Raw genomic sequence first — 13,920 nt, 5'->3', positions numbered from 1 at the left:
GCTCAAGCCTCCAGAACCTCAGAACTTTTACCCGTATGTACGTGCTTGTGGCAGGTGAGGTGTAGGTGGACTAGGTTGTTTTCCCTATTAGTTCCCCCATCTTTCACTTGCATTTTGTGGTGGGTGTGTAGCTTTTCTCCATTGAACAGGTGTTCACCGCATACGGGGCATCTCCAGCTTTGGCTCTGGGCTACATTGAATAGCTTTGAACCTTTGGCAAAATATGTTTTTCCGTAGTTAGTTCTACGTTTTTCCCAGTATTCGGTAAGGTTGGGGTCATCAGGGGACGCCGTTCCTTTGATTTTGACGTGGCGGGTTATTGGTAAGTCTCCGAGTTTCGTTAGGATTAGGTTTTTCTTCCTCCCATTTCTGTCTTCAACTGCTGCATGAAAGTTCCATTTCCTGCCATTGACAGTGATGAAATACTTTCCTGCCACCCACTTCTTCCCCTTGTTTGGATGTCTGCTTAGTGACCATTTCCAGATTGCCTGAAAAATTTGGTGGTCAACATAGCTGAACACTTCGCTACTTACCCCGTGCTTATAGTAGTTTCCCCACCCCCTGATTCGGGGGTTTAGGTATTGGATAACTGCTTCCGGGCTGGCGTGTTTATTGGTTTTTAGCCATTCCCGAATTTCTCTAAGGAATAGTTTGACTTTTTCCTTTTGAGGTTTTACTAGACAGCTTTCCTGGAAGTGTCGGACATTAAATCCCAGAAAGTTGAATCCTTGTTCTATATGAACAATATTGGTTTTGTCCTCATTTAATTCCAGTCCTCTTGTCTTGAGGAGTTCCTTTACCGAGGGAATTATTTCCTCAATATCCTCTTTTGTTTCGGCGGTGATAATGAAGTCGTCAGCGTATCTGACAAATCCATATTTAGGCGCTCTAGGAGACTTGTTCTTCCCTTGCCTTTTCTTAAATTGACTTAGGAATTGTTCTATTCCGTCCAGCGCTATATTAGCTAAAAGGGGTGAGATTATCCCCCCTTGTGGTGTTCCGCTTTTCGTTTCGTGGAATATCTCAGATTCTACATAACCTGCTTTCAGCCACTGTTTAATTAACTCTCTGCCTGGTATTTCTCCAATAGTTTTGAGTATGAAGTTGTGGCTGATGTTGTCGAATGCGCCTTTGATATCTGCGTCTAATACCCACCTGTCATTCCCTTGTTTATTAAGGCGAATCCAAGAGTGTTCTATGGCATCATGACAGCTTCTACCTGGTCTGAAACCGTAGCTGCTACCCTCCATTCGGGCTTCCCAACTAGGTTCCAGTGCATTCTTGATTACTGCTTGTGCTATACGGTTTTTAACTGTTGGAATCCCTAATGGTCTTTGTTTTCCATTGGCTTTTGGAATATATACCCTTCTAGCGGGTTGAGCTTTCCACAGGGTGTAATCCTTCATTTCTTTGACGAGTTTTACTCTTTCGGAGGGGGTGGTTGCCGTCTGACCGTCTATGCCAGCCGTCTTTTTCCCCTCGTTTTCTTGAGTTACTCTCCGCACTGACAGTAGTAGGTTGGAGTAGCTACATATCATCAGTTTCATAAGGCTGCGAACCTTATTCCACTGTCCGTTCTGGGTTGCTCGATAAATTCTCCGTCTCAGGTTTTTAATCCGTCTATTCACAAGTTTCCAGTTGATGGATTCCCATGTTCTCAACGGTTCCTTCGTTCCGATGTCATTACTGACCCTATCTTTCACGTCGGTTCAATTCCTTTACTTTGATTTATCGCTGAAGACCTACCAGAAGTCTGCCACCTTTTGGTGAGAGGCAAATTTTGAACCCCTATCCAGGGCGTTACCCTTGGCTTTCGCTTTTTCTGGCATCCTTTACCCCCTCGGCAGTTCCGTCTTCCTTACGGTTGACCTACTTGGGCTTTCGACCTTACCCAAGAGCTAGTGGGGTTTACCGTGTTTCGTGTATGTGACCTGCGAGAGGTTCGGGTTCCATCTATACTCCGACAGGGGTTTTACTCCTTCATCGTTGATGTCCGAACTTCAACGACTTACCTGCTTGCCTTTTGGCATGGCGTATCAGCTCATTTCGCCATTGTCATTTCACGGAGCTTACGATGATTCACTTTCGTTAACCCTTACCTCCCTTTCCCTTGCCGGATATATCAAACGAGCTGTCCGTATTCCAGCTTTTGTGCCTTGCATTCCCTTAGTTTCATTACTTACTATCTCGGTAGGCGGGGTACTTGACCCTTTTACATGGGAATATGGGGAAGGAGTCCCATAGAGGAGACGGCTCCTCAGTCTTTAGTGCTGATGCACCTACACACGACTTTCACGTCGCACTCGCACAAATTGAGCCGTCCGAATCATGTCGTCAATGATTCGATATTGCTCTGCTTTGCCCTTCAATTTAAACTCTAATACTATCATTGCAATAGTTTACCACTTTTACATAAACTTTTATTTGCCAGCTTGTATCTTTAACGAATCTTCACAGTTTGATTAAAGCCGTCCTGTAAGGACGGGGCTTTAGACCCAATTTCTTGGTAAGAAAAATTAAGTTTACACAAATACTTCTAAAAATATGCCAAGACTGACTTCAGTAACTATTTCTAGGGTGGGGATGTATGGCAGTACCGCATCAACCAATTTGGACCCTATCGCCTGAAGATGTATATCAATCCTTTGAAATCAGCGAGAACGGGTTGTCTGATGACGAAGCTTTCGATCGACTCGTAAAATTTGGTACGAATGAGTTGCCAGAACCGGCTCATCGACCTCTGTGGCTGAGATTTACCGATCAGTTAAGGCACTTTATGGCCCTGCTGCTGTGGGTGGCAGGGATTTTGGCATTCATTTCGGGAACCCCTCAATTAGGTTGGGCAATCTGGGCGGTGATCGGGATTAATGCTGTATTCAGTTTTTGGCAAGAGTTTCAAGCAGAGCAAGCCTTAGCGGCTTTAAAGAACGTGTTGCCGATGCAGGTGAAAGTGTATCGGAATGGGGAACTAAAGCAGATTCCGGCACGGGAACTGGTGCGTGGAGATGTGATGCAATTGGAAGAGGGCGATCGCATCTCTGCGGATGCTCGGTTAGTTTCTGCCGAAAGCCTGTATTTGGATATTTCTGTAATGACTGGCGAATCGCTTCCTGTTGCCCGAAACGCTCATCCGGTGCGGGTGCGCGAAGCTGCATCCATCCGGGCTGGTAAAACGATACCAGCGGGCGAACATCCCTTGCAAGAAAAGGTCAATCTGGCGGAAATCCCAAATTTGGTGCTCGCAGGCTCGACAGTTTCGTCAGGAAGGGGCGTGGCTGTGGTGTATGCCACGGGAGCACAAACCGAGTTTGGTCACGTAGCCCATCTCACCGCCGTTGTGAAACGGGAACCCAGCACGTTGGAAGTGCAGGTTGCTGATATTGTGCGGATCATCACTGCGATCGCCCTCGGTATGGGAGTTCTGGTATTTCTGCTGACATACCTGCTGGTGGGGATGGAGCTCAAAGAGAGCTTTATTTTTGCGATCGGGATCATTGTGGCGCTGGTGCCAGAGGGCTTACTGCCGACGGTTACTTTGTCATTGGCGATCGGGGTGCGGCGAATGGTGCGCCGTAATGCTTTGGTGCGCCGTCTTTCGGCTGTGGAAACCCTGAGCGCTACAACGGTGATCTGCACCGACAAAACCGGAACGTTGACTAAAAACGAAATGACGGTGCATTATCTCTGGCTTCCCTGGCAACCTTCAGAGAACAGCCTAAATCCTGCCAGCCAAGAGTCGGCCGTCTCACCACCTCTGAACGGCAAGCAGAAATCCCATCCATCGATGACGCCGACTCTGATTGAAGTGACGGGCGCTGGATACGATCCTGCGGCTGGTGAGGTTCACATTCCCGCGAATTTTGCAGCATCCTGGAAAGTCAATTTGTTGCTTGCGGGGGCGGCACTTTGCTCGAATGCACGGCTGATTCACCTTACAGCGCCTAGCCGTTGGCAAGAAATTGGCGATCCAACGGAAGCGGCTCTGCTGGTGGCTGCTGCCAAAGCAGGATTGAATCTGGAAACTTTGCAAAAACAGCTTCCCCGCTTGCGGGAGGTGCCTTTTGATTCTCGTCGCCGGATGATGACGGTGGTGTTGGACTGGCGATCGTCCGCGCTATGGAACAGCGATTTGCCGAACCTGGCTTTTACCAAGGGGGCACCGCTGGAAGTGTTGCGACACTGCACATCTATCTTGCGGAATGGAACTCTCTCAGAACTCACTCAATCCGACTCGCATGAAATAGTGGCGGCCAACGATGAGTTAGCCCAGCAGGGCTTTCGGGTTTTGGGGGTGGCGGCTCGCCGTGGGGGGAGTGAAATGTTGGATTTGCGATCGCAAGACTTGGAGCAAAACTTGATTTTTATTGGTCTGGTGGCGATGTTTGACCCGCCCCGTCCAGAGGTCACAGACGCTCTTGCTCAGTGCCATCAGGCAGGAATTAAGGTGACGATGGTGACGGGTGACTATGGACTGACTGCTGAGGCGATCGCCCGCAAAATTGGATTAGTGACCGATTCTGTACGGGTGGTAACGGGTGAAGGTATGGGGCATCTGTCGGATGCTCAATTGCAACAAATTCTGAAATATCGATCGGGGCTAGTGTTTGCTCGGATGTCTCCCGAGCACAAGCTGCGACTGGTGGAAGCCTATAAAACGATCGGGGAAGTAGTTGCGGTGACGGGGGATGGAGTCAATGATGCACCAGCATTAAGGGCTGCCCATATTGGCATCGCGATGGGGATGAATGGCACCGATGTGGCACGAGAAGCCGCCGATATTGTCCTCACCGATGACAACTTTGCGACGATCGTCGTCGCGGTTGAGGAGGGGCGAGCCGTGCATCAAAACATCCGCAAATTTATGACCTACATCCTGGCATCCAACGTCGCGGAGTTAGTGCCTTTCTTGGTCATGGTGGCGTTGAAGATTCCGCCTGCACTGGTGATCATGCAGATTCTTGCCATTGATTTAGGAACTGATATAGTGCCTGCATTGGCATTGGGCGCAGAACGGGCAGAAGCCGGAACCATGCAGCAGCCTCCCCGGAAAAAATCGCAACCGCTTCTCGATCGATCCCTGCTGTTGCGCGCCTATTGTTTCTTGGGAGTGCTCGAAGCCGGTTTAGGAATGTCAGCATTCTTTCTGGTGTGGTGGAGTTACGGGTACGGCTTGAGGGAATTGCAAACTGTAACGCCAAGCATTCTGGCTCACTCAGCCAACGCTGCCGCGATCGCCATTTACGCTCAAGCCACCACTATGACTCTAGCAACCATTGTTGCCTGTCAGGATGGCAATGTCTTTGCTTGCCGATCGGAACACACATCAATCTTTCGTCTTGGCTTTTTTTCTAATCCACAAATCTGGCTCGGAATTGCCATTGAATGGATCTTAGTGCTGCTAATTATCAATAACGGATCTTTAAGCAGCATCTTTGCGACAGCACCTTTAACACCCTGGCAATGGCTGCTATTGCTGGTGTGTCCGCCCATCATTTTAGGAGCAGAAGAACTACGAAAAGTCGTGTTTCCTGGGAAATTGATTCCGAAGCAGAGCCAGAAAGGTAATTAGGTTGAATTTTGTGACCACTTGCTACTCCTAATTGCTGACGATCGCATTTACGGATACAGATACATCTGGAAATGCGATCGGGTTAGCTGTTCCGCCTGTTAGCGTGAATTTAGAGGCGTAATCCCCGTCTTGAGGGTCTCGAAATACGATAAGCTGTCTCTTGTTGAGGTTAACTACCCAGTATTCGGGGATGCCGACTCCAGCGTAGATTTTGGTTTTCGTCTCTACATTTTTTAGTGATTTTACGCGCCGATTTTCCCAGATACCCGCAGATATCATTTGGTGGTTTTGGGCGATCGTCCATTTAGCTGCAATTACGCTCATGGCGAGGTTTTTTTGTGGCTTTCTAATCTTGGACTGTAGTCCATAGCTCTTATGATTACTGCATTAACAGTTCGCGTCTCCTCAAAAATCTCGATCGCACCGACCGCGTGTTTGGGTAATACGAGTTAACAAGTTATCCATTGTGGTTCAAGCCGTTTGATGACAGGTAAGATTCTGTTATAGCCTTTCTCACATAGATGAGGTACAATAACAGCAGTGGGTAAACCAATTCCAGAGGTCTTGCTCGTCAATTTGTTTAAATGCGCTTGCTATCACTTTTTCTAATGCTTTATATGTTCTCCCACCCTGAGAACGGGGAATACCTTTAACCTTTGACCATACATTTGCAATCGGAGAACAATCTGGAGAATAGTGGAGCATAAATATTGATTTTTTACCGCATTGTAATAGCTTTTTCTATTTTTTACCTTGATAAATAGTACAGTTTTTCCTCAATAAATAAGCATACTTCCATATTTTTGAAACGAGCTTCCTGATGATAAAAAATCGAATATAATTCTATATATTGTACCTAATAAATTAACAAATATTAGCATTTATTTAAGAGGTTTTGCTCCAATGTCGAGACTTTTTTTCCACGTCTATTCCGTTTATATCCCGATTTTTTGAGCCCTTTAATGACCTGGCATATAACCTAACCATCGCCAGATTAACTCCCGATTAATCAATAAATATTAAGTTTTTTAGATTCAGCTTTTAGACCTGTTGCCAAAACTAATATCGGAGGTCTGACGGGGTGACAACCCCGTCAAAAGCCCCACCGGTGGCGGATTTGGCAAACTTGAGCTAAAAAAAGATGGGGTCTCCGTTGTTTAAGTGTCCCAATCTACATAATTATGTTTCCTCAATTTTACCAAAACCCAGAAAGAAAAACAACTCAAACCGACAGAGTACCATACGCTCAAAGCTCTGGTATATCTGTTGCAGAGCCATAAACAAGTTAGTATTGAATTATTGGCTTCTTTCTGGCCTTATCCGATTCAATTTGAGAGTCGGAGGCGTAGCCTACAAAGATTTTTGAAATTAGACTCCCTGAACATAGAAAGCCTCTGGTTTCCACTTATTAAAGAAATTTAACAAGCTAAATTTAACAAATCTAAACCTTTGAAACTTGCGATCGATAGAACGCAGTGGCGAGCGCATAATGTATTTATGGTCAGCCTAATTTGGGAAAAACGAAGTATCCCCTTATACTGGCGATTGCTAAACAGAAGAGGATGTAGTAATATTGACGAACAAAAATCTCTACTCACTCCTGTGTTAGAGTTGCTATCAGATTATGAAGTGATTGTGTTAGGCGAGCGGGAATTTGGTAGTGTCAAGCTCGCATCGTGGCTCTGTGAGAGACAAGTAAAGTTTATTTTTAGAGTCAAACAAGGGCGCTATATCTAAGAGGAGAACTCTGAGTACATTCGCTGATCTGACATGGGTTTAGTGCCGGGAACCAGCTTTTATTTAGCCGAGACCAAATTTACAAAACAAAAAGGTTTTGGGAATTTTGATATCGCTGGTTATTGGCGACGAAAATATCGAGGAAAACTTTCTTGATGAAGGTTGGTATCTTTTGACTAATGTCGGCAGTTTAAAACAATCTATCGATACTTTCAAATGTCGCAGTGGGATTGAAGCGATGTTTAAAGATTGTAAGACTGGTGGTTATAATGCGCGAGAGAAGTCACGCTAATAACCAACGATTAAGCAGTTTAATATTATTGATAGCGATCGCCTACAGTTGTGCGATAATACAAGGTCAAAAAATCAAGACAATGGGCGTGCAAAAATATGTAGGTAGGGTAACTGAGTGCGGGCGCTCGATACGTCGTCATAGTAGTTTTTGGATAGGATTGTACGGTCAATCTTGGGTAATTGGCATGGAATTTTGTCAAGATATTATTACTGAATTAATGAGAATTAGGCGCAATAAACTACCGTTTTTTCAGAGGGGTCTAAGGGCTATGTCCTTTATTTTATCAATGTTTTGACGGGGTTGTCACCCCGTCAACCGAGATGGGTAAAAGAATACAGCCCTCGGAACTCCCCCCGCAGGGGGTAAGTTCCGTATAAAACCTTTTTCCCCAAACAAAAAGCGCCCCTATTTCTAGGAGCGCTTTTTGTGATTAATCAAAAGCTAAAACTTAGCCGTTGATAGAAGGAGCAACCAAAGCTACAGGAGTGGTTTGTGCAGCAGCCAAGTCGAGAGGGAAGTTGTGAGCGTTGCGCTCGTGCATTACTTCCATACCCAAGTTAGCGCGGTTGATGACATCAGCCCAAGTATTGATGACGCGACCTTGAGAGTCGATAATCGATTGGTTGAAGTTGAAACCGTTCAAGTTGAACGCCATCGTGGAGATACCCAAAGCGGTAAACCAGATGCCGACTACTGGCCATGCACCTAACAAGAAGTGCAAGGAACGGCTGTTGTTGAAGGAAGCGTATTGGAAAATCAAACGACCGAAGTAGCCGTGGGCTGCGACGATGTTGTAGGTTTCTTCTTCTTGACCGAATTTGTAACCGTAGTTTTGCGATTCGGTTTCGGTTGTTTCGCGAACCAAGCTAGAGGTAACTAAAGAACCGTGCATGGCGGAGAACAAGCTACCACCGAAGACACCGGCAACTCCCAACATGTGGAAGGGGTGCATCAGGATGTTGTGCTCGGCTTGGAACACGATCATGAAGTTGAATGTACCGGAGATACCCAAGGGCATACCGTCAGAGAAGGAGCCTTGTCCGATCGGGTAGATCAAGAATACTGCGGTTGCTGCTGCTACTGGTGCAGAGTAAGCTACGCAGATCCAAGGGCGCATTCCCAAGCGGTAGGACAGTTCCCATTCGCGACCCATGTAGCAAAATACACCGATCAGGAAGTGGAAGATTACCAATTGGTAAGGGCCGCCGTTGTACAGCCACTCATCGAGGGAAGCTGCTTCCCAGATGGGGTAGAAGTGCAAGCCGATGGCGTTGGATGAGGGGACAACTGCACCTGTGATGATGTTGTTGCCGTACATTAAGGAACCTGCTACTGGTTCGCGGATGCCGTCGATGTCCACTGGTGGGGCAGCGATGAAGGCGATGACGTAGCAGATGGTGGCGCTGAGCAGGGTGGGAATCATCAAGACTCCGAACCAACCTACATAAATGCGGTTGTCGGTTGATGTTACCCACTCACAAAAGCGTTCCCAGACGTTGGCGCTAGAGCGCTGCTGTAAGGTCGTTGTCATTTGTTTATGATTGCTTTATTTGGTTTTCAATGTTCGTGACGGCTTTGTGTTCCGCCATGTAAATAAACATAAAGCATATTCTAAGGTTTGTAAAGTATTTTAACAACAGATTAACTGATAGAAGGTATAAAGTTAAGTTATCAATATGAATAAAGCTGGATAAATGGGCAAGAATGCACAAAAAAGTAGGGAAAGCCTGGAAGCACGTCGCCTTCAGGCAGGGAAATATTAAGATACAGACTTTTGCTGGCTGGGGATCACAATCAGAGCCCAATAGGGAACTTCAGCGGGATCGACATCTGCGATCGCCCGAATTCGCTGATTCGGCATAGTTGCGCGTTCTATATACAGTGCTCGCTCGAATTGTCCCAACTCAATCAGTACGTCCCGGACTTTCGCAAAATGCCGGCCCAGCTTAATAATCACGGCAGCATCAACAACCGCCAGTCGATCGCGCAAAACCTCAGCATCCAGCGTCGCAGGCATAATACTTAACACATCGTTACGATAAGTCAGCGGCACTCCCAACGCAGCCGCACTCGCCATTGTGGAAGAAATTCCCGGCACAACTTCAGTGGTAAATCTCGCCGACAAACGGTTGAATAGATACATAAACGAGCCGTAGAGAAAAGGTTCGCCCTCACATAGCACCGCCACATCCTTTCCCTCGCTTAGATGTGCGGCAATTTTCTCGGCAGCAAGATCGTAATAAGGTTGAGACGATCGCGTCGGACTAAAAGGCAGCGGCATCGGAATCTCAATTTGCTCCGGGCGCAGATAATCTGCGACGATCGCCCGCGCCAGCACCTTACCATTTTCCATCGCCGGATAGGCAATCACCGGCACCGATTGCAAAATCCGATAAGCTTTCAAAGTAATCAACTCAGGATCGCCAGGACCAATACCCAAACCGTACAATTTACCAGTAGCCTTAGTCATAATTCATCCTTTTTCGCTAACGCATTCACGGCCGCCGTTGCCATTGCACTGCCACCGCGCCGCCCGTGCAACGTAATAAATGGCACTCCCCTACTGTTGGCGGCCAGTTCGGCTTTGGATTCGGCGGCCCCGACAAATCCTACCGGGAAACCCAGAATTAAAGCCGGTTTGGGTGCTCCGGCATCCAGCATTTCCAGCAGTCGGAACAAAGCAGTCGGGGCATTGCCAATTGCCACAACCGCACCCTGCAAGTTGTCCAGCCATAAATCAAGCGCCGCTGCCGATCGAGTATTTCCCATTTGCCGCGCCAACTCCGGGATTTCGGAATGCCAGAGGGTGCAAATCACCGGATTGTCAGCGGGAAGGCGTTTGCGAGTGATGCCTTCGGCCACCATCCGGGCATCGCACAGAATCGGCGCGCCTGCGGAGAGGGCTTGGCGTCCGCAGGTAGCTGCACCGGGGGAAGCTGCTAAATCTGTAACAATATCGGTCATGCCGCAACTGTGAATTAGTCGCACGGCTACCGATTCTAAATCGGGCGGCAAGCTTGACAAATCTGCTTCGGCTCGAATTGTGGCAAAGGATTTGGTGTAGATTTCTGTTCCGTCTCGAATGTAGTCAATCATTGTTTAAAACTGCTATGGGAATTTTGTTTGATTTGTGAAAGAGATTTTTTGAATCAACCGCGAAGATGCAAAGGAAGCGAAGGAAGAAACATCAAGAGAGATAGAAAGAGAAATAATTAAAAATTGTCAGTTTTTATGGGATATTTTTTCACTTTCAATTCCGATTTTCGGCGATCGACAACTCCTGCAATTGGTCGATCGCCTGCCGATCGACAAACTCACCAAATGACTCCCAAGGCTCTCTAAACCGCTGATATACCTGCAACATTCGCTCGATCGCACCGGGCATCTCGACCGCACTCACCGCCTGAAAAATTGGTCGTCCGAAGGGCAAATCTTTTCTACCCGCATAAATGTCGTAACCTTCGATCGTCTCGTATCCTCGCTCTATCTGAATTCCCACCAGGGTGATATCAATTGGCCGATGCTGGGCGCAGGACTTTTGGCAACCGCTGAAATGAATGTTAATCGGCAGGTCGATCGTCAATTTTTGCGCTAAATCCCTCACCATTGCTAGGGCGTGACTTTGAGTATCTGTCGCCGCCGACGCACAGCCGCTGCTGCCGGCACAAGCCACCAAGCACGAATCTAGACGAGTCGCCGACGAGTGCAATCCCAAATCGGCGACTTGCTTTTTTACCTCAAAAAGCTGGGAGTTGGGGATATCAGAAATCAACAGATTTTGCCACGGCGTAAGTCTCAGGGTACCGCTGGCTAGATTTTGGGCTAAATTTGCCAAATTCCGCAGTTGTTTTGATTCTAGCTTACCTAGGGGGAGTGCAATTCCCATGTAAGAGAAACCGGACTGTTGCTGAGGGTAAATGCCGAGATGTCGGGATTGTTCGATCGCCCTTGCAGATGAGTCGAACGAACGGGCGGGCAAGATGCCCACCCCACACGGAAATTCACTCTTCGCTTCACAGGCATCTTGCCTGTTTTTGGGAAAGGTGCAAGATGTGAATTGCAATAAAAATGGTAAATGCTGCTGTACCCGTTCTAGATAACTTTCAACACCCCAATCTGCCAAGAGGTGACGCAAGCGCGGTTTTTTGCCATCAATTCGCGGTCGATTTTTAGTGTATTCAAGATAGGCGCTAGCGAGGGCGGCTAATACTGAAATACATTGCGATTCTTGGATCAAAATTCGTGTGTCGCCGTTTAAATGCAGCCTAAAAATGATTTCTGATTGGGTTGAAAGCGCTTCAGCAGCTAATAAAATATCGTTGCGTAAATCGCGGATCGAAACCGCTTCCCCGCCGTCGAAGCCAATACTGAACTTAGGCGAAAGTTCCGACAATTCGGGATGCGTTTGCAGGTAATCATCCCAAGCTTTCACTAGCGGGCGAGTATCGAGTAACTGCTGGCGATCGATCCCTGCTGTCGGGCTTGCCATAATATTGCGAATCGGGTCAACTTCAACGCGGCGAGATGCCAATCCCAATTCCAGCAAATCTTGCCAAACTTCATCAGAAACTGGCGAATTCAAGTCTCGGATTTGCAAATTCGCCCGATTCGTTACTTGCAAACAACCGGTACTGTATCGATCGGCCAAATCGGCGATCGTCCAACACTGCTGCGCGTTTAAAATTCCCCCCGGAATCCGCATTCTCGATAAAACTCCGTCTCGGGCTTGGGAACCGTAAAATAAACCCGGACAAGTCGGCAAATCAGTCAATGCTAACAAATAATCTCCTCCCCGTGCTACGCAGGGAATCCAAAAGTAAACGCCCACAAAGCGCCCCCGAAATCGGCATTCTGACTTTTACAGTTGCGGCACAGCGCCGGAATTGCACCGGACTTTCCCGCTTTCAGGTTTTAGAAAATTATCACGAGCTGACCCACAGAAAGCAAAACCCTCAACTTTCTTAACAAAACCCCTGGCGATCGCCCCCTCTCTCTCCTTACATCAGCTTTCCTAATCACACTCATCAGTTTAACTGTCGCCACACCCCTTTACAAACCTTAACGATAGGCGTAATAATATAAACATCATCCGAACATTGACAAATTCATACGCAATCATAAAACCATGACAACGACCTTACAGCAGCGCTCTAGCGCCAACGTCTGGGAACGCTTTTGTGAGTGGGTAACATCAACCGACAACCGCATTTATGTAGGTTGGTTCGGAGTCTTGATGATTCCCACCCTGCTCAGCGCCACCATCTGCTACGTCATCGCCTTCATCGCTGCCCCACCAGTGGACATCGACGGCATCCGCGAACCAGTAGCAGGTTCCTTAATGTACGGCAACAACATCATCACAGGTGCAGTTGTCCCCTCATCCAACGCCATCGGCTTGCACTTCTACCCCATCTGGGAAGCAGCTTCCCTCGATGAGTGGCTGTACAACGGCGGCCCTTACCAATTGGTAATCTTCCACTTCCTGATCGGTGTATTTTGCTACATGGGTCGCGAATGGGAACTGTCCTACCGCTTGGGAATGCGCCCTTGGATCTGCGTAGCTTACTCTGCACCAGTAGCAGCAGCCACCGCAGTATTCTTGATCTACCCGATCGGACAAGGCTCCTTCTCTGACGGTATGCCCTTGGGAATCTCCGGCACATTCAACTTCATGATCGTGTTCCAAGCCGAGCACAACATCCTGATGCACCCCTTCCACATGTTGGGAGTTGCCGGTGTCTTCGGTGGTAGCTTGTTCTCCGCCATGCACGGTTCTTTAGTTACCTCTAGCTTGGTTCGCGAAACAACCGAAACCGAATCGCAAAACTACGGTTACAAATTCGGTCAAGAAGAAGAAACCTACAACATCGTCGCAGCCCACGGCTACTTCGGTCGTTTGATTTTCCAATACGCTTCCTTCAACAACAGCCGTTCCTTGCACTTCTTGTTAGGTGCATGGCCAGTAGTCGGCATCTGGTTTACCGCTTTGGGTATCTCCACGATGGCGTTCAACTTGAACGGTTTCAACTTCAACCAATCGATTATCGACTCTCAAGGTCGCGTCATCAATACTTGGGCTGATGTCATCAACCGCGCTAACTTGGGTATGGAAGTAATGCACGAGCGCAACGCTCACAACTTCCCTCTCGACTTGGCTGCTGCACAAACCACTCCTGTAGCTTTGGTTGCTCCTTCTATCAACGGCTAAGTTTTAGCTTTTGATTAATCACAAAAAGCGCTCCTAGAAATAGGGGCGCTTTTTGTTTGGGGAAAAAGGTTTTGCAGTTGTTTATCATCTGGGGTGACGACCCGCCCCAAA

Annotated in this window: 9 protein-coding genes and 1 riboswitch; of the genes, 3 read left to right on the top strand and 6 right to left on the bottom strand. The window is 47.6% G+C overall.

Going from position 1 to position 13,920, the window contains the following annotated elements; all coding sequences use genetic code 11:
• Positions 1-2 precede the first annotated feature (2 nt).
• Positions 3-1,703: a group II intron reverse transcriptase/maturase gene (gene ltrA / locus OSC7112_RS11690; protein WP_015175181.1), complete on the bottom strand. Its 1,701-nt coding sequence runs from the start codon at positions 1,701-1,703 to the stop codon at positions 3-5.
• A gap of 884 nt (positions 1,704-2,587) precedes the next feature.
• On the opposite strand from ltrA, the gene OSC7112_RS11685 reads away from it, so the two are divergent.
• Positions 2,588-5,569 (top strand): cation-translocating P-type ATPase, encoded by a 2,982-nt coding sequence (locus OSC7112_RS11685; protein ID WP_015176094.1) that lies wholly within the window; start codon positions 2,588-2,590, stop codon positions 5,567-5,569.
• Between the two features lie 27 nt (positions 5,570-5,596).
• On the opposite strand, the gene OSC7112_RS11680 is transcribed toward OSC7112_RS11685, so the two are convergent.
• Complete coding sequence (locus tag OSC7112_RS11680) at positions 5,597-5,893, bottom strand: Uma2 family endonuclease (RefSeq protein ID WP_015176093.1); 297 nt, start codon at positions 5,891-5,893, stop codon at positions 5,597-5,599.
• 1,510 nt (positions 5,894-7,403) lie between these two features.
• On the opposite strand from OSC7112_RS11680, the gene OSC7112_RS40945 reads away from it, so the two are divergent.
• Entirely contained in the window at positions 7,404-7,598 is a 195-nt protein-coding gene (locus OSC7112_RS40945) for a hypothetical protein (protein ID WP_223300815.1), read from the top strand.
• 451 nt (positions 7,599-8,049) lie between these two features.
• Here the strand turns inward: OSC7112_RS40945 and psbA (OSC7112_RS11670) are convergent, their stop codons facing one another.
• From psbA (OSC7112_RS11670) to cobG, 4 genes are all read right to left on the bottom strand, one after another.
• Entirely contained in the window at positions 8,050-9,132 is a 1,083-nt protein-coding gene (psbA, locus tag OSC7112_RS11670) for a photosystem II reaction center subunit D1 (protein ID WP_015176089.1), read from the bottom strand.
• 228 nt (positions 9,133-9,360) lie between these two features.
• Entirely contained in the window at positions 9,361-10,071 is a 711-nt protein-coding gene (locus tag OSC7112_RS11665; protein WP_015176092.1) for a precorrin-2 C(20)-methyltransferase, read from the bottom strand.
• On the bottom strand, positions 10,068-10,697 hold the full coding sequence (locus OSC7112_RS11660) for a precorrin-8X methylmutase (protein WP_015176091.1): 630 nt from the start codon (positions 10,695-10,697) through the stop codon (positions 10,068-10,070). Before OSC7112_RS11660 ends, OSC7112_RS11665 begins: the two co-directional genes overlap by 4 nt.
• Before the next feature lie 154 nt (positions 10,698-10,851).
• The gene (cobG, locus tag OSC7112_RS11655) at positions 10,852-12,429 is read right to left on the bottom strand and encodes a precorrin-3B synthase (protein ID WP_015176090.1); all 1,578 of its coding nucleotides are present in this window, start codon (positions 12,427-12,429) and stop codon (positions 10,852-10,854) included.
• Between the two features lie 8 nt (positions 12,430-12,437).
• Positions 12,438-12,517, bottom strand: a riboswitch (adenosylcobalamin-variant (AdoCbl-variant) riboswitch).
• Positions 12,518-12,726: 209 nt separating this feature from the next.
• Between cobG and psbA (OSC7112_RS11650) the strand changes: the two genes are divergently transcribed.
• Positions 12,727-13,809 (top strand): photosystem II reaction center subunit D1, encoded by a 1,083-nt coding sequence (gene psbA / locus OSC7112_RS11650; RefSeq protein ID WP_015176089.1) that lies wholly within the window; start codon positions 12,727-12,729, stop codon positions 13,807-13,809.
• The last annotated feature ends 111 nt before the right edge of the window (positions 13,810-13,920 follow it).

This window comes from Oscillatoria nigro-viridis PCC 7112 (assembly GCF_000317475.1).
GTDB lineage: Bacteria > Cyanobacteriota > Cyanobacteriia > Cyanobacteriales > Microcoleaceae > Microcoleus > Microcoleus nigroviridis.
This window is presented reverse-complemented; position numbering and strand designations above follow the sequence as displayed.